Annotated in this window: 17 protein-coding genes and 1 pseudogene; 11 read left to right on the plus strand and 7 right to left on the minus strand. The window is 70.6% G+C overall.

Features of this window, described 5'->3' with window-relative positions:
• The first annotated feature begins 128 nt into the window (after positions 1 to 128).
• The 3 genes from NRK68_RS02090 (at position 129) to NRK68_RS02100 (ending at position 2,647) form a co-directional block, all read left to right on the plus strand.
• Entirely contained in the window at positions 129 to 1,028 is a 900-nt protein-coding gene (locus NRK68_RS02090) for a LysR family transcriptional regulator (RefSeq protein WP_257854669.1), read from the plus strand.
• 222 nt (positions 1,029 to 1,250) lie between these two features.
• Positions 1,251 to 2,444 (plus strand): cytochrome P450, encoded by a 1,194-nt coding sequence (locus NRK68_RS02095; RefSeq protein ID WP_257854670.1) that lies wholly within the window; start codon positions 1,251 to 1,253, stop codon positions 2,442 to 2,444.
• A complete protein-coding gene (locus NRK68_RS02100; protein WP_257854671.1) occupies positions 2,441 to 2,647 on the plus strand; it encodes a ferredoxin in 207 nt (68 codons plus the stop codon). Before NRK68_RS02095 ends, NRK68_RS02100 begins: the two co-directional genes overlap by 4 nt.
• Positions 2,648 to 2,678: 31 nt before the next feature.
• Here the strand turns inward: NRK68_RS02100 and NRK68_RS02105 are convergent, their stop codons facing one another.
• Positions 2,679 to 3,092: a hypothetical protein gene (locus tag NRK68_RS02105; RefSeq protein WP_183066024.1), complete on the minus strand. Its 414-nt coding sequence runs from the start codon at positions 3,090 to 3,092 to the stop codon at positions 2,679 to 2,681.
• Between the two features lie 100 nt (positions 3,093 to 3,192).
• Between NRK68_RS02105 and NRK68_RS02110 the strand changes: the two genes are divergently transcribed.
• On the plus strand, positions 3,193 to 3,645 hold the full coding sequence (locus NRK68_RS02110) for a helix-turn-helix domain-containing protein (protein ID WP_257854672.1): 453 nt from the start codon (positions 3,193 to 3,195) through the stop codon (positions 3,643 to 3,645).
• Here NRK68_RS02110 and NRK68_RS02115 read toward each other — a convergent pair.
• Positions 3,635 to 4,008 (minus strand): annotated as a pseudogene (locus NRK68_RS02115) (amino acid permease); the annotation flags it as partial. The gene NRK68_RS02110 and the pseudogene NRK68_RS02115 sit on opposite strands and share 11 nt — an antisense overlap.
• Before the next feature lie 180 nt (positions 4,009 to 4,188).
• Here NRK68_RS02115 and NRK68_RS02120 point away from each other — a divergent pair.
• The 6 genes from NRK68_RS02120 (at position 4,189) to NRK68_RS02145 (ending at position 10,190) form a co-directional block, all read left to right on the plus strand.
• Positions 4,189 to 4,332 carry a hypothetical protein gene (locus tag NRK68_RS02120; protein ID WP_183066022.1) on the plus strand — a complete coding sequence of 48 codons (144 nt, stop codon included), beginning with the start codon at positions 4,189 to 4,191 and terminating at the stop codon, positions 4,330 to 4,332.
• Positions 4,329 to 4,418, plus strand: a complete 90-nt coding sequence (kdpF, locus tag NRK68_RS02125) for a K(+)-transporting ATPase subunit F (protein WP_183066021.1) — start codon at positions 4,329 to 4,331, stop codon at positions 4,416 to 4,418. The genes NRK68_RS02120 and kdpF overlap by 4 nt, the downstream gene beginning before the upstream one ends.
• Positions 4,419 to 4,424: 6 nt before the next feature.
• Positions 4,425 to 6,089, plus strand: a complete 1,665-nt coding sequence (gene kdpA / locus NRK68_RS02130; RefSeq protein ID WP_257854673.1) for a potassium-transporting ATPase subunit KdpA — start codon at positions 4,425 to 4,427, stop codon at positions 6,087 to 6,089.
• Entirely contained in the window at positions 6,086 to 8,221 is a 2,136-nt protein-coding gene (gene kdpB, locus NRK68_RS02135; protein ID WP_257854674.1) for a potassium-transporting ATPase subunit KdpB, read from the plus strand. Before kdpA ends, kdpB begins: the two co-directional genes overlap by 4 nt.
• 22 nt (positions 8,222 to 8,243) lie before the next feature.
• Complete coding sequence (locus NRK68_RS02140) at positions 8,244 to 8,921, plus strand: potassium-transporting ATPase subunit C (protein ID WP_257854675.1); 678 nt, start codon at positions 8,244 to 8,246, stop codon at positions 8,919 to 8,921.
• 351 nt (positions 8,922 to 9,272) lie between these two features.
• The gene (locus tag NRK68_RS02145) at positions 9,273 to 10,190 is read left to right on the plus strand and encodes a universal stress protein (RefSeq protein ID WP_257854676.1); all 918 of its coding nucleotides are present in this window, start codon (positions 9,273 to 9,275) and stop codon (positions 10,188 to 10,190) included.
• Between the two features lie 43 nt (positions 10,191 to 10,233).
• Here the strand turns inward: NRK68_RS02145 and NRK68_RS02150 are convergent, their stop codons facing one another.
• The gene (locus NRK68_RS02150) at positions 10,234 to 10,614 is read right to left on the minus strand and encodes a hypothetical protein (protein ID WP_183066016.1); all 381 of its coding nucleotides are present in this window, start codon (positions 10,612 to 10,614) and stop codon (positions 10,234 to 10,236) included.
• Entirely contained in the window at positions 10,611 to 11,198 is a 588-nt protein-coding gene (locus NRK68_RS02155; RefSeq protein ID WP_183066015.1) for a TetR/AcrR family transcriptional regulator, read from the minus strand. The genes NRK68_RS02150 and NRK68_RS02155 overlap by 4 nt, the downstream gene beginning before the upstream one ends.
• A gap of 248 nt (positions 11,199 to 11,446) precedes the next feature.
• On the opposite strand from NRK68_RS02155, the gene NRK68_RS02160 reads away from it, so the two are divergent.
• Positions 11,447 to 11,626 (plus strand): DUF6480 family protein, encoded by a 180-nt coding sequence (locus NRK68_RS02160; RefSeq protein WP_183066014.1) that lies wholly within the window; start codon positions 11,447 to 11,449, stop codon positions 11,624 to 11,626.
• Between the two features lie 14 nt (positions 11,627 to 11,640).
• Here NRK68_RS02160 and NRK68_RS02165 read toward each other — a convergent pair whose 3' ends face one another.
• The 3 genes from NRK68_RS02165 to NRK68_RS02175 are packed head-to-tail and all read right to left on the minus strand — an operon-like array spanning position 11,641 to position 15,166.
• Complete coding sequence (locus tag NRK68_RS02165; RefSeq protein WP_257854677.1) at positions 11,641 to 13,197, minus strand: FAD-dependent oxidoreductase; 1,557 nt, start codon at positions 13,195 to 13,197, stop codon at positions 11,641 to 11,643.
• Complete coding sequence (locus NRK68_RS02170) at positions 13,194 to 13,913, minus strand: class I SAM-dependent methyltransferase (RefSeq protein ID WP_257854678.1); 720 nt, start codon at positions 13,911 to 13,913, stop codon at positions 13,194 to 13,196. The genes NRK68_RS02165 and NRK68_RS02170 overlap by 4 nt, the downstream gene beginning before the upstream one ends.
• 38 nt (positions 13,914 to 13,951) lie before the next feature.
• Entirely contained in the window at positions 13,952 to 15,166 is a 1,215-nt protein-coding gene (locus NRK68_RS02175; RefSeq protein WP_257854679.1) for a lycopene cyclase family protein, read from the minus strand.
• Between the last annotated feature and the right edge of the window lie 100 nt (positions 15,167 to 15,266).

Consider the following 15,266-nt stretch of genomic DNA (forward strand, 5'->3'; position numbering starts at 1 on the left):
ATGCGTGCGCCGATGTGTGCGCCGATGTGTGCGGGCCGCGGGCGGCTTCGTCTCGCGCCTGCTCTTCGAAGGTAGGCTCCCCCGTCATTAACAACAAGTGCATGCTATTCACTTGTAGGTTTACTGCCGTGCAACTGGATCTGAACCTTCTCACGGCCCTTGACGCACTGCTGGAAGAGGGCAGCGTGACCGGCGCCGCGGCACGCCTCCACGTCACCGCCCCGGCGATGAGCCGCTCCCTGGGCCGCATCCGCAAGGCCACCGGTGACCAGATCCTGGTCCGCACCGGCCGCAGCATGGTTCCGACCTCCCGCGCGCTGGCCATGCGTGCCCAGGTTCATGCCCTCGTACAGCAGGCCCACCAACTCCTGTCCGCGCAGCAGGAACTCGACCTGGCAGCCCTGGACCGGGTGTTCACCGTGCGCTGGCACGACGCCCTGACCGCTGCCTGCGGCACCGACCTGATCACCGCCGTGCACCGCCAGGCCCCCGGCGTCCGGCTGCGCCTGTCGGCCGAACCCGGGACGGACGACGCCGAACTCCGCCGGGGTGAGGTCGACCTCGAATCGAGCGCGGGCGCCCCGACGCTCCCCGACATCCGTCATCGCCTCGTCGGCAGCGACCGGCTGGTCGTCGCCGTCCGTCCGGGCCACCCCCTCACCGACGGCCCGCTCACCATCGAGCGCTACGCGGCGGCCGAACACCTCACCGTTTCGCGACGCGGAAGCCTGCGCGACCCGGTCGACGACGCCCTGACCACCCACGGCCTGGAGCGACGCGTCGCCGCCGCCGGGCCCACCGCCGCCTTCGCCCTGCAACTCGTCCTCGACACCGACCTGGTCGTCACCCTCCCGGACGCGGTCACCCGGGCGGCCCGGGACCAGCTCGGCCTGGTCACGCTGCCGCTGCCGCTCCAACTGCCCGAGGTCCCCCTGTACCTGCTGTGGCACCAGCGCTACGACGACGACCTCCCCCACGCCTGGCTGCGAGACCTGGCCACCGAAACCGTCCAGGCGCTGTTCGCGTGAACCAACCGACGCCCGGCGTCATGCCCCGCAGGTCGGGCATGCCGCCAGCATTGCCTTCGCTCTCATTCATTGCAACGCATCGTTGCATTCGATCGCAGACCATTGCATCAATCTTCCGCCTCTCAGCTGGGATTACGCGTTTCTGCAATTGACCACATCCTGAATGCAACGTAGCTTTCGAGAGACATCAAACACGTCATATCGCGAGACGAGGAGCGCTCGATGAAGGAGTCCGTTCACACGGTCGAGGCCATGCCGACGGAGCGCCGGCCGGGCTGCCCGTTCGATCCGCCGACAGGGCTGGCTGACGCCCAACGGCGCGCCCCCATAAGCCGTTTCATCCACCCTGGTGGGAGGCCCGGCTGGCTGATCACCGGGTACGACCTGGTCAGGTCGGTTCTGGCCGACCCGCGGTTCAGCTCGCGCAAAGAGCTGATGAACGTCGTCGACTTCGAGCTCCCGCCGGCGCCGCCCGGCGAGTTCCTCCTCATGGACGATCCCCAGCACAGCCGCTACCGCAAGCCCCTGGTCGGCAAGTTCACCGTGCGGCGGATGCGGATGCTGACCGAGCGCATCGAGCAGATCACCGCCGACTGCCTCGACGCCATGGAGAAGGCCGGGACGTCGGCGGACCTGGTGACCGCGTTCGCCAAACCGATCCCCACCATCGTGATCTGCGAGATCCTGGGCGTGCCCTATGAGGACCGGGCGTTCTTCCAGGAGCAGATCGACGCGTTCATGGGTGGGGAGGTGAGCGACGAGGAGCTGATCGCCGCTTACACCGCGACCCAGGAGTACCTCGCCCGGCTGGTGGCGGCCAAGCGCGCGAACCCCACCGACGACGTGCTGAGCGAGCTCACCGACAGCGATCTCACCGATGAGGAACTGAAAGGGATCAGCCTCATTCTGCTCGCGGCCGGTTTCGACACCACCGCGAACATGCTGTCCCTCGGCACCTTCGCCCTTCTGCAGAACCCGGAGCAACTGGCCGCCCTGCGCGCCGACCCCTCGCTCACCGACGGCGCGGTGGAGGAACTGCTGCGGTACCTGAGTGTCGCCAAGACCTTCCACCGTACGGCGCTGGAGGACGTCGAGGTGGGCGGACAGACGATCGAAGCCGGCACGACGGTCGTCCTGTCGTTCAATACCGCCAACCGCGACCCCGGCCGCTTCACCGACCCCGACGTCCTCGACCTGCGGCGGCCGCACGAAGGGCACCTGGCGTTCAGCCACGGCATCCACCAGTGCCTGGGCCAGCAGTTGGCCCGTACCGAGATGCGGGTGGCGTTCCGCGCCCTGATCGAACGCTTCCCCACGCTGCGCCTGGCCGTACCGGCCGACGAGGTCCGCCTGCGGCCGGAGAGCGCGGACATCTACGGCGTCAAGAGCCTCCCGGTCACCTGGGACGCGAAATGAGCACGGCTCGCCTGAGCATCGACCGCGGGCGGTGCATCGGCGCTGGGATGTGCGCCATGACCGCCCCGGACGTCTTCGACCAGGACACCGAGGACGGCCTGGTGGTCCTGCTCCGGGAAGAGCCGGCCGCGGCCCACGTCACGGCCGCCCGCATGGCCACCGGCATGTGCCCCTCCGGGGCGATCACCCTCAGCGAGCCTTAAGAGTTGTCCCGTCATCCCCGGAGGCTGAGGGTCATGCTGTGTCCGGGTCGGTGCCGACGGCACCGGCCGAGTGAAGCGAACGCCCGAGGTCTCCGGTGAGGATGCGGGGGTGTCGCCGCCACCACCACAGGTCGGGACCGGGCAGCCTGTGGAACTGGTCGAGTGCTTGGCCGTCGTCGTCGATGGTCGCGGCCTTGTACCGGTCGTCCAGAGCTTTGATCTGCGGGCTCCAGAGCTGGACGATGTGGTCGTCCAGCAGGAGCCACGCCTCGTGCAGCCAGTTTCGGCAGTAGAGGTCGTTGGTGAACTCGTAGATGTCGTGGCCGTAGCCGCGCTCGATGGCGCTCACCAGCGCGGCCCACGCGTTCACTTTCTCAGCGACGGTGCATGCCGTCCGCCAGCCGCGCTGGTGCAACAGCTCTCCCACCTCGGTTTCAGTAGCCACAGGCGTGAGGCTCTCATGCCGAGTCAGTGAGGGCGACTGAGATGTGGCCTGCCAGAGGCTGGCGGGCCTCGGAGCGTGATCAAGATGAGACGATCTCGCCGTGGCTGGTGTGATCACGGCGTCGAAGCCGTCCTGGATAGCCCCGTTCACCGGGCTGAGGCCGCGGCAGTTCGGCAAGCTGGTGACGGTTCTGCGTCGTGAGGGTGCGGACGCGGTCCGCAAAGGCCGGCCGTGGAGCCTTCCGCGGGAGGACCGGGCACTGCTGGTCGAGGCGTACTGGCGAACGAACTTGACCATGCGCCAGCTCGCGGCATCGTTCGGGATGTCGAAGTCGGCTGCGGACCGGATCGCCGACCACCTCGGGCCGATGCTCGCCCTCCAGAGACAGGTCCGCGCCCGCGTCGAGCACGTCTTCGCCCGAATGAAGACCTGGAAGATCCTCCGCGACTGCCGCCTCAAGGGCGACGGCGTCCACCACGCCATGCTCGGCATTGCCCGGATGCACAACCTCGCCCTCGCCCGAGGCGACTCGAAGATCCTTGGTCCAGGGTGAGCGAGGCCGCGGCCACCGGGCTCGTACGCCGTCCCAGGTGCCGCCTGGCCACCGCGTGGGTCCGCCGCCGTCCGGGAAGGCCGCGATGGCCTGCCGCTACGAGGCCACCAGTACCGCCGGCAGGGCGGCGATGGCCGGCGTCATGGGAAGGGTGAAGCCGAGCCCGTACGCTCCGGTCGCGGCGAGCACGAGGACGGTCGCCTCGGGACCGTAGGCGACGGATGCCATGGCGTCCGGGAGCAGCGCGGCAAGTCCCTGGAGCGCGGTCAGCCGGCGCCGCTCCCCCGCCTCGTGAACCGTCGTGGCGGCGGTATTTGGGGCTGCTCCCGGCCCGGCCCCTGTCCGGCCGCCGTCGGCGGCCACTCTTCGCGCTTTCCATACGGGGAGGCGGCCGGCGGTACGGGCGGGTTCAGGCTGAGCCGGTCCGCCCGGAAGGGCTGGTCGCAGCGGGTCACAACAGGCGGCGTCAGAGGGGCGTCAAAGCTTCCTCTGCGCCCGTATGGACCTCATCAAGGTCCCTTAACGCGGGGGCCGACGCGCGGTTTGCTCTGTCTCGGCCACTCCGGCCGATTCCATTTCATCACTTCATTCCAGGAGCTCACGATGGCCGATCTGGCCTTCGTCGCCACCACGGTCGCGATCTTCGCGCTGGTGGGCCTCATCGCCAAGGGGGTGGCGAAGCTGTGAACGTCGAGAACATCGTCGGCCTGCTGGTCGCCGTCTCCCTGCTCGGTTACCTCGTCCTCGCCCTCGTGTACCCGGAGAGGTTCTGAGCAGATATGAGTCCCCAGATCGCCGGTGTGCTCCAGCTGCTCGCGCTGATCGCCGCGCTGGCTCTCGCGCACCGGCCACTCGGCGACCACATGGCCCGCGTCTACTCCTCCGAGAAGCACTACGCACCGGAGAAGTGGATCTACAAGGCCATCGGCGCCAACCCCTCGGTCGAGATGCGCTGGCCCGCCTACCTGCGCGCCGTCCTCGCCTTCTCCGCCGTGGGAGTCCTCTTCCTCTACCTCCTGCAGCGTCTGCAGGGCGTCCTGCCGGGCTCGCTCGGCTTCGCGTCGATCGACCCCGACCAGGCCTTCAACACCGCCGCGTCCTTCGTGGCCAACACGAACTGGCAGTCGTACTACGGCGAGCAGGCCATGGGCCACGTCGTACAGACCGGCGGCCTGGCCGTGCAGAACTTCGTCTCCGCGGCCGTCGGCATGGCCGTCGCGGTGGCGCTCGTACGGGGCTTCGCGCGCTCCCGCACCGGTGAGCTCGGCAACTTCTGGGCCGACCTGGTGCGCGGCACCGTCCGCATCCTGCTTCCGATCTCCGTGGTCGGCGCGATCGTCCTGGTCGCGTGCGGGGTCATCCAGAACTTCGCCGGGATCCACGACGTCGGCCAGTTCATGGGCGGAACGCAGCAGTGGAACGGCGGCGCGGTGGCCTCCCAGGAGGTCATCAAGGAGCTGGGCACGAACGGCGGCGGCTACTTCAACGCCAACTCCGCGCACCCCTTCGAGAACCCCACCCCCTTCTCCAACCTCTTCCAGATCTTCCTGATCCTGCTGATCCCCTTCTCGCTGACCCGGACCTTCGGCCGCATGGTCGGCAGCCTCCGCCAGGGCTACGCGATCCTCGCGACGATGGCGGTCATCTGGCTCGGGTTCACCGCACTGATGATGTGGACCGAGTTCGCGGGCCACGGTCCGGCCTTCGAGGTCGCCGGCGGGGCGATGGAGGGGAAGGAGACCCGCTTCGGCATCGGCGGCTCCTCGATCTTCGCGGTGGCCACCACCCTGACCTCGACCGGCGCGGTCAACTCCTTCCACTCCTCCTACACCGGCTTCGGCGGCGGCATCACCATGCTGGGCATGCAGCTCGGCGAGATCGCGCCCGGCGGTGTCGGCTCCGGCCTCTACGGCATGCTGATCATGGCGATCATCGCGGTGTTCATCGCCGGCCTGATGGTCGGCCGCACTCCCGAGTACCTGGGCAAGAAGATCGGCACCCGCGAGATCAAGCTCGCCGCCTGCTACATCCTCATCACCCCCGCCCTGGTGCTCTGCTTCACGGCAGCGGCGATGGCTCTGCCGACGCCCGCGAACTCCATGACGAACGCCGGCGCGCACGGTTTCTCCGAGATCCTCTACGCCTACACCTCCGGCGCCAACAACAACGGCTCGGCCTTCGCGGGCCTGAACGCCGACACCCAGTGGTTCAACTCGACCATCGGCATCGCGATGCTGCTCGGCCGCTTCCTGCCCATGGTCTTCGTCCTCGCACTGGCCGGCTCGCTCGCCGGGCAGAGGCCCGTCCCCGAGACGGCGGGCACCCTGCGCACCGACAAGCCGCTCTACGCCGGCCTGCTCGTCGGCACGATCGTCATCATCACCGGTCTGACCTACTTCCCCGCGCTCGCGCTGGGCCCGCTGGCCGAAGGGCTCGCATCATGACCTCCGACACCAGGAAACAAGAGGACGTCATGTCGACCGTGACTCCGACCCGCGCTCCGCACCAGGACGTACCCACCGGCCACCGGCCGGGCGCCGGGCGCGTCGGCGGAGGGCTGTTCGACCCCCAGCAGTTGGTCAAGTCCTTCCCGGACGCGGTGCGCAAGCTCGACCCCCGCATCATGATCAAGTCCCCGGTCATGTTCGTGGTCCTCATCGGCTCGGTGGTCACCACCGTGCTCGCCCTCACGGACCCGACGGACTGGTTCGGCTGGGCGATCACCGTCTGGCTGTGGCTGACCACGATCTTCGCCAACCTCGCCGAGGCCGTCGCCGAGGGCCGCGGCAAGGCCCAGGCCGACACCCTCCGCAAGGCCAAGACCGACACCGTCGCCCGCCGCCTGACCTCCGCCGGCGAAGAGGAGTCCGTAGCCGGCACGGACCTGCGCATCGGCGACCTGGTCGTCTGCGAGGCCGGTGACACCATCCCCGGCGACGGTGACGTCGTCGAGGGCGTCGCGTCCGTGGACGAGTCGGCGATCACGGGCGAGTCGGCTCCCGTGATCCGCGAGTCGGGCGGCGACCGCTCGGCCGTCACCGGCGGCACCAAGGTCCTCTCCGACCGGATCGTCATCAAGATCACGACCAAGCCCGGCGAGACCTTCATCGACCGCATGATCAACCTGGTCGAGGGCGCGGCCCGGCAGAAGACCCCCAATGAGATCGCCCTCAACATCCTGCTGGCCTCCCTCACGATCGTCTTCCTGCTGGCCGTCGTCACCCTCCAGCCGTTCGCGATCTACGCCGGCGCCGAGCAGTCGATGATCGTGCTGACCGCGCTGCTGGTCTGTCTGATCCCCACCACCATCGGCGCGCTGCTCTCCGCGATCGGCATCGCCGGCATGGACCGCCTGGTCCAGCGCAACGTCCTCGCCATGTCCGGCCGCGCCGTCGAGGCCGCCGGTGACGTCTCCACGCTGCTGCTCGACAAGACCGGCACCATCACCCTCGGCAACCGGCAGGCCTCCGAGTTCGTGCCCGTCAAGGGCGTCACCGCGGCCGAACTCGCCGATGCCGCCCAGCTGTCCTCGCTGGCCGACGAGACCCCCGAGGGCCGATCGATCGTGGTCCTCGCCAAGGAGAAGTACGGGCTTCGCGAACGCCACCAGGACGAGCCGGCGCAGGCCGAGTGGATCGCCTTCACCGCCCAGACCCGTATGTCGGGCGTGGACGTCGACGGCCGGAAGGTCCGCAAGGGCGCGACAGGGTCGGTCCTCGCGTGGGTGAACGAGCGCGGCGGCATCGTTGCGGACGATGCCCGGGCTCTCACCGAAACGATCTCGCAGGCCGGCGGTACCCCGCTCCTGGTCGCCGTCGACGATGAGCGCGGCGCCCGCGTCCTCGGGGTCATCCACCTCAAGGACGTGGTCAAGGAGGGCATGCGTGAGCGGTTCGACGAGCTGCGCCGCATGGGCATCAAGACCGTCATGATCACCGGCGACAACCCGCTCACCGCGAAGGTCATCGCCGAGGAGGCCGGCGTCGACGACTTCCTCGCCGAAGCCACCCCCGAGGACAAGATGGCCCTCATCAAGCGGGAGCAGGCGGGCGGCAAGCTGGTCGCTATGACGGGCGACGGTACGAACGACGCTCCGGCCCTCGCTCAGGCGGATGTCGGCGTGGCGATGAACACGGGCACCTCGGCCGCCAAGGAGGCCGGGAACATGGTCGACCTGGACTCCAACCCGACCAAGCTCATCGAGATCGTCGAGATCGGCAAACAGCTCCTCATCACCCGCGGAGCGCTGACCACCTTCTCCATCGCCAACGACGTCGCGAAGTACTTCGCGATCATCCCGGCCATGTTCGCCGTGGTCCACCCGGGCCTGGACAAGCTCAACATCATGGGCCTGGCCTCCCCCGAGTCGGCGATCCTCTCCGCCGTCATCTTCAACGCGCTGATCATCATCGCCCTGGTGCCGCTCGCCCTCAAGGGCGTCCAGTACAAGCCGACCAGCGCCGACCGGATGCTCCGCCGCAACCTCGGCGTCTACGGTCTCGGCGGCCTCATCGCCCCGTTCGTCGGCATCAAACTCATCGACCTGCTCATCTCCCTCATCCCCGGGCTCGCCTGAAACAGGAGCGTGCTGATCCGCCATGAACAACTCCGTAGCCGGCACGGCGCGTCTGATCGGCGCCGGCCTGCGAGCCCTGCTCGTCCTGACCGTCGTGTGCGGTGTGCTCTACCCGCTCGCCGTGACCGGGATCGCCCAGGCCCTGTTCACCGACAAGGCCAACGGCTCCGAGACCAAGGACAGGAGCGGCGCCGTCGTCGGTTCCTCCCTCATCGGGCAGACCTACGACCTGCCGAAGCAGCATCCCGACGACCCGGAGGAGGCGGCGAAGCCGGACCTGAAGTGGTTCCAGCCGCGCCCCTCCAACGGACTCGGCAGCAACAGCGTCAACACCCAGTACTCCCTCATCCTCTCCGGCGCCACCAACCGGGCCGGCGACAACGAGGAGCTGGTCGGGTGGGTCACCGACGCCAAGGCCGCCGTCGTCGCCGACAACTCCACCGCCGCCCGCAAGGTCAGGCCGCAGGACGTGCCGGCCGAGGCCGTCACCTCCTCCGGCTCCGGACTGGACCCGCACATCTCGCCCGCGTACGCCTATCTCCAGGTCCACCGCGTCGCGGAGAGGAACGGCCTCGACGTCGAGCGGGTCGCGAAGCTGGTGAAGGACCACACCGAGGGACGGCAGCTCGGCTTCATGGGCGAGCCCCGCGTCAACGTGCTGGAGCTCAACACCGCCCTCAGGGACCTGACCGGGAACTGAACGGTTCCTTGCGCATGAACGCCGACGACCACCTCACCGAGCCGTTCGGCATGGACGAGCTCCTGGCCCGGCCGGAGGGCCGCCGCCCGCCGCCAGGCGGAGCCGGGCCGGGGGCCGGCGGGCCGGCGGGCTGCTGGCGGCCGCGGCGCCCCGGCCGGAGGGCGGCCCGGGACCCGCCTGCGGCACCGAAGGTCCCCATCGGCGGACGGCCGGACCGGCGCACGCGGCGGGTGGCCCGTCCGGCCCCGGGACGGGGCCGTTCGGCCCTCGCTTCTCCCTTCGCTCCGGCGGAATGTGAGGGACACACGCCCCGCTGACCGGCCAGGCCCGCCACATGGAGGAACTCCGCTCATGAAGAACCACGTCACGGTCGGGGTCGACGGCTCCGACGAGAGCCGCACGGCGGCACGCTGGGCGGCGCACGAAGCCCTTCTGCGGCAGGTTCCGCTCAGGCTCGTCCACGCCGTCGACTGGCTGCTCGACCCGGTTCTCCCCGGCGTCGGCCCACAGAGTGCGGACACATGGGCGGACCGCGCCGTGACCGAAGCAGCGGAGGAACTGCGCGGGCGCCACCCGAACCTGCAGATCACAACCCGCTGTCCGACGGGACGCCCCGCTGCCGCCCTGGCCGCGGAAGCCGCCGACTCCGCTTTGCTGGTCCTCGGGTCACGCGGCCTCGGCGGGCTGACCGGCTTCCTCGTCGGCTCGGTGGCGCTGTCCGCCGTGGCCGCCACCGACACCCCGGTGGTCCTGGTCCGCAGCACGGACGAACGGCAGGAGGCGGCCTCCGATTCCGCGCCCGGCACCGGCTTCGGAACCGGGGCCGGAACCGGGGCCGGAACCGGGGCCGGGATCGTCGTCGGGGTCGACATCCAGGAGGCCTGCGACCGGGTCCTCACCTTCGCCTTCGAGGAGGCGGAACGACGCGGCTGCCGGCTCCAGGTCGTGCACAGCTGGAAAATGCCTCCCGCGTACGGCTACGTTCCGCTCTTCGATTCCGACAGCGAACGGGACATCGAGCGGAGCGTGACGCGTACGGTCGAGGACATGCTGCTGCCCTGGCGGCACAAGTTCCCCGCTGTGGACGTCACGACCCGCGTGTCCAGGGGATCCGCGGGCGAGCGCCTCCTCCATGCCTCCCGGGGGGCGGCACTGGTCGTGGTGGGGCGCCGCCTGCGCCACTCCCCCCTCGGCCCGCACCTGGGCCCGGTCGCCCACGCGGTGCTGCACCATGCCGCCGCCCCGGTCGCCATCGTCGCCCACCCCTGACGTGTCCGTGCGCGACGAAGGCCCGCGCGGTCCAGGCCGGCGGCTACGCGGTGCCCGCCACGGCCAGGACCGCGACCGGCAGGAGCAGGATCCATTGCGGCAGGCGGAGCAGCGGCTTCCGCCACCCGACCGACAGCGTGATGACGAGGAAGACGGCCGAGTACGCGAGGAAGTGCGCGGCCACGAACCACCCCAGCGGGCGGGTCACCGGCAGGTCGCCCGTGAGGGCGAGGTGGACCAGGACGGCCGCGGAGAGCACCAGGTCGACACTGACCATGTGCCACACGGCATGAAGGACCCGCTTGGGTTCGTCAGCGAGACCGCCGGACAGCAGTGGGCGGACGACGTCCCGATGCCCGGCGGCGATGTGGACCGCTGCCACACCGAACGCGGTGATGCCCGCTGCGAGGAGCCAGCCGTTCATCGGATCTCGATTCCTTTGGCTATGACGGCAGCCAGCCGGCCGGCCAGCTGGGGGTCGGGGCTCTCCCCGACCAGACCGATGTGGAAGAACACCGCTCCGGCCAGCGTGTCCAGGACTAGGTCCACGGGGGTGTCGGACCCGATCTCGCCGCGCTCCGCAGCGCGCTCGAAGACCGCTGCCAGCCGCTGCTTGGAGGGCGCCAGGAAGTGGTCGCGGATACGCGTTCTCAGCACCGGATCGGCGGCGAAGTCGGCCAGCAGCCCCGGAAGTGCCGCTGCGGCTGCCGGTGCCTCGAATTCGTCGACGAGGCCCTGCAACAGGGCGGTCAGATCCCCGGCCAGCGTTCCGGTGTCCGGGGTGGGCGCAAGATCAGTGGTGGTGAACACGGCTTCGAAGACCAGCTCCGGCTTGCCCCGCCACCGACGGTAGACCGTGTCCTTGCCGACACCGGCACGGGCGGCCACTGCCCCGATCGATGTGGCGGCGTAGCCGACCTCGGCCAGCAGTTCGTTGACCGCGCCGACGATCGCCTCGTGCGAGCGGGGGTCCCTGGGACGCCCTCTGGAGGGCGGAGATGAGCTCATGGCAAATAACCATACGGGTCGACCCGTATGCTTATCAAGCGCGACGTACGGCGTGCGGTCTGCTGTACCGGCGCTGCGCCCTGGACGCCTCCGGCCGCATCGCCGAGCGCGGCTCGTACCGCCGACCCCGCAGGGCGGCCGCAGTGCATCCGAACGCGGCGCCAGGAGCGAAGAGGCCATGGCATGACATCCCACGTGCGGCTTTCGTGATCGCAGGGGATGCAACTCGCGCTCGCAGAGGAGTGATCATGACTGAGCCCCTGCATCCGCCCGGTGAGACACCCGCCGCCGAGGGATCGACGGCCGAGGCGCACCGCGAGCGGCCGGACGGCGGCATCTGGGAACATCCCCGCTTCTGGCTGTTGCTGATCATGCTCGGCGCTGTTCTCGTCGCCGCCTTCTTCCTGGTGCGGGTGATCACGTTGTGAGCCGCCGCGCCGGCTCAGCGGCTCGCCCAGGCGGCGGCCTGCCGGAGTACGGCGGCCCGGCCGCGGTCCGGCACCGTCCACAGGGTCTGTCCGCGTAGGCCCCAGCCTTCGAGCAGGACGTTCGCGGCCTGGAAACCGGTCGTGGCGGCCCGCTCCATCAGCGCGACCGGAAGCTCGCAACGGACCCCGTCACCGGCGACCACCAGGCCCGGATCGGAGGTGCGCACGGTGGGGCGTTCGGCGTAGCCGCCCACTTCGAACAGCGGGCAGTCCTCGCGCCATTCATGGCGGACGTCGACGACCCCGGCCGCCCGGGTCTCCGGGTACACGCAGTGGAGCTGCTCGACGAGCCGTCGCTCCTCGGCGGTGCGCCGAGCCCGAGGGTCGACGGCGTAGGCGTGGAGTTCCACGACCGAACCCCCCGTGCGTGCTGCCCACCGGGCGGCCTCGTCCTCCCATCTGTTCAGCACGCTGATGTTGTCGAGGCCGCCGAAGCCGCTGGTGCCCAGGAAGCCGGGCCGGTCAGGAGCGACGGGCCGGTCGAGCCACAGCCGGGTGACCAGGAACGGCGGGGCGTTGCGCAGCCGCGCCACGCGCTCTCGCCAGCCGGGATCGCCCAGCTGTTCCGAGCGGGCGACCAGGGAACGCAGACCGGCGGTGTCCAGGGCGAGGACCGCGGCGTCGTGGTGGCGCTCCTCGCCGTCCGCGGTCACATCGAACCCACCGCCGCGCGCGGGCGTGACCTGCTCCACGGTGCTTCCGGTACGCACCTCGGCGTCATGCTGCCGGAGATACCCGGCCAGAGGGCCCCACAGGGCGGCCGGGTAGGGCGACCTGGGCACGTCGAACAGCAGGCCCTCGGCGGATCCCAGGAAGTAGATGTGGAACATGAGCGCCATCTCGGCCGCCGACAGGCGCCGCGGGTCGGCGAAGAAGCTCCGGGAGAAGACCTCGAAGGCCAGGTGGCGGGCCCGTTCCGGGAAGCGGATGGTCTCCAGGAAGTCGTAGGCGCTGATGTCGTCCAGCCGCCGGTACACGTCGGGCACGCGGACGTCGAGGAGGGGCAGGGCCCGCACCGGGTTCATGAGGCGCAGATCCCGCAGCCGGAAGGACGGGCTCAGCGCCGCGAAGCCGAGCGCACTCCACGGCGGGGTGCGCGGCACGTGCCGGAAGCTGTCGCGCAGCCCGTCCGCGTGCAGCAGGGGGTAGTCGGGCAGTCCGTGCAGCCGGGCCAGGGCGGGGTCCGTACGACGCAGCAGGCCACGCAGGTTGTAGTACTGGCGGAAGAAGGCGTGGAAGCCGCGGCTCATCGTCACGGTACTGCCGTCCCGCAATCGGGTCGGCCAGCCGCCGGCCCGCCCTCCGAGGTAGGGCTCGCGCTCGTGCAGCGTAACCCTCACACCCCGCTCGGCCAGCGCGGTGGCGGCAGCGAGGCCGGCGATCCCGCCGCCGATCACGGCTGCCGTGGGGCGGCCCTGCCCGTGGCGGGCTCCCGGGTGGGCGGGCAGGATGCGTGCCCGCCGGTCCCTGCCGCGGCGCGCGGCAGGCCGCTGGTGCGCGGGGCCGGTCATCCGGCGTCCTGTGTGCGTGCGGCCACGAAGGTGTGGGTGATGCCCGTCTGCCAGCCCGGCAGGGGCAGGGCGCGCACCCTTTCGAAGCCTGCCTCGCGGATTCGGGCGGCGAACCGGTCGGCCCGGTCGAACCGGACGACGCTGTGCCACAGGTGGCGGTACAGCGGCCCGTCCCCCAGCAGGGTCGCGGCGGGCCGGACGATGCCACGGCACACCAGAGTCCACACCGCCCGGTCGGCGCGGCGGCCGCTGAGGCTGTACTCGTGCACGGCGAGCCGGCCACCCGGTCGCAGCACGCTGCGTACGGTGCCGAGGACGGCGTCCGGATCGGTGAGGTTGCGGAAGAGGTAGGCGGCGAACACCGCGTCGATCGGGCCGTCGACGTCCGCGTCCGCCAGGTGCTCGGCCGGGACGTGGACGAAGCGCACGCCGTCGGCCCACGGCTTGACGGCGGCCCGCGCCAGCATGCCCGCCGAGGCGTCCACAGCCGTGATGTCGGCGGCCGGGAGGACGGACCGGAGCGCGGCCGTCGAGGCACCGGTCCCGCAGCCGAGGTCCAGCACCCGCAGTCCCTCCCCGTGTCCGGCCAGGCCGAGGCGGCGCACCGAGCGCCGCAGGTGGGCGTGATAGCCGGGGTTCGCGGCCACCAGCGCGTCATAACTGCGGGACGCGTGGTCGAACGCGGCGGCGAGATCCTCGTCGCGCAGCAGGGTCATACGGTCTCCAAGGGCGGTTGAACCGGGGAACGAGGGGGTCAGGCGAAGGGGTCGGGCGAAGGGCGGCGCGGCAGGACCGGCAGCTCGACCGCGCTGCGGAGCATGGGGCCGACCGGGGCGTGGCGGCCGACCGCGAGGTCCTCGAACAGGCTGGTGTGCCCGTCGAGGAAGCGCAGCAGGCGCGCGCTCGGTACGCGGGCGAACAGCCGGCAGAACAGGTCGGGGCCGTCGACCCGGCCGCTGCCCAGGGCGCGCAGGAGTACCGCGTCCATGGTGCGGGCCCGCAGGGAATGGCCGGCCGGCGGCACCGGCCGGCGCCCCTGTCGCAGCGCGGCGGCGACCGCGCTCGTCTGGCGTTGGAGTCCGGCGAAGGTGTATCCGGTGGACGGGCGGGTCGCACCGCCGGCGGCCCCGATCCGGAACACCGACGCGCCGACGCGTCGCGGCATCGGCGCGTCCGTCATGGGGATCAGACCCGTCTCGGTCGCGGTGATCTCCAGTTCACCGAGGGACAGGATCTCCTCGGTGTAGCGCCGCAGCGCGCTCTCGTAGCCGCTCGCCGTCAGCACCTGCGGGGAGAATTCCGTGTACTCCACGAGGGCTTCGCGCGGGCCGGTGGGCAGGACGTAGCCGAAGGAGAGCCCGTCGGCGGGCTGTACCGTCCGGAAGTCCATCAGTTCCGCGGTCCCGCAGTCGAAGGCGGGCCGGGCCGTGCGGACGAACCAGCCGTGGAAGTGCTGCAGCAACGTGGTGCGGGCGGCCGGAATACTGCCCAGGGGCCGCGAGTCGAACACCCAGCGGGCCCGGAGGGCCCGCTGGTGGCCGCCGGGCGCGGTGATCTGCACCCGGACCCCGTCCGCGCCCTCCTCCACGGTGTCCACGGTCGCCTCCAGGCGCCGGACGTTGGGGCTGCGCGCGAGGTCCCGGGAGACCAGGGACTCGAAGTCGTCGGAGCGGATCATCTTGTACCGCAGCGGTGCGATGTCCCCCCGGATCGCGGGGCCGGCCGGCGGCCGTACCCGCAGGTGTCGCCACTGTGAGCGCACCGCTGCGTCGAAGCGGCCGCGGCCCGATTCCCAGAAGCACCAGGTGCGCGGGCCGGGGCGCAGCGGGCCGGGCGGGGCGTCGACGAGGAGCACGGAGGGGGTTCGGGCCCCGGAGTCGTGTCCGCTCAAACGGTGGGCCAGGGATAGCCCGGCGGCTCCCGCCCCGATGACTGCCACGTCCGCGTCGAGCACGGTTGCCGCCTCCATCCCGAGTCCGTGTGCACGTAACAGGACCGACTTCCCTCCGCGGTGCGCGATCGGATGCAGTCGTTTCTCGCGTATCTCTCGCGGCCACCTGGTCAACCGG

Origin of the sequence: Streptomyces yangpuensis (assembly GCF_024666385.1) — a bacterium.
Taxonomy (GTDB): Bacteria; Actinomycetota; Actinomycetes; order Streptomycetales; family Streptomycetaceae; genus Streptomyces; species Streptomyces yangpuensis.

Bases quoted from the DNA above. Each gene is read 5' to 3' on its own strand.
- NRK68_RS02095 (WP_257854670.1), top strand. From the start codon at position 1,251: ATGAAGGAGTCCGTTCACACGGTCGAGGCCATGCCGACGGAGCGCCGG.
- NRK68_RS02100 (WP_257854671.1), top strand. From the start codon at position 2,441: ATGAGCACGGCTCGCCTGAGCATCGACCGCGGGCGGTGCATCGGCGCT.
- kdpA (WP_257854673.1), top strand. From the start codon at position 4,425: ATGAGTCCCCAGATCGCCGGTGTGCTCCAGCTGCTCGCGCTGATCGCC.
- kdpB (WP_257854674.1), top strand. From the start codon at position 6,086: ATGACCTCCGACACCAGGAAACAAGAGGACGTCATGTCGACCGTGACT.
- NRK68_RS02140 (WP_257854675.1), top strand. From the start codon at position 8,244: ATGAACAACTCCGTAGCCGGCACGGCGCGTCTGATCGGCGCCGGCCTG.
- NRK68_RS02145 (WP_257854676.1), top strand. From the start codon at position 9,273: ATGAAGAACCACGTCACGGTCGGGGTCGACGGCTCCGACGAGAGCCGC.
- NRK68_RS02150 (WP_183066016.1), bottom strand. From the start codon at position 10,614: ATGAACGGCTGGCTCCTCGCAGCGGGCATCACCGCGTTCGGTGTGGCA.
- NRK68_RS02155 (WP_183066015.1), bottom strand. From the start codon at position 11,198: ATGAGCTCATCTCCGCCCTCCAGAGGGCGTCCCAGGGACCCCCGCTCG.
- NRK68_RS02160 (WP_183066014.1), top strand. From the start codon at position 11,447: ATGACTGAGCCCCTGCATCCGCCCGGTGAGACACCCGCCGCCGAGGGA.
- NRK68_RS02165 (WP_257854677.1), bottom strand. From the start codon at position 13,197: ATGACCGGCCCCGCGCACCAGCGGCCTGCCGCGCGCCGCGGCAGGGAC.
- NRK68_RS02170 (WP_257854678.1), bottom strand. From the start codon at position 13,913: ATGACCCTGCTGCGCGACGAGGATCTCGCCGCCGCGTTCGACCACGCG.
- NRK68_RS02175 (WP_257854679.1), bottom strand. From the start codon at position 15,166: ATGGAGGCGGCAACCGTGCTCGACGCGGACGTGGCAGTCATCGGGGCG.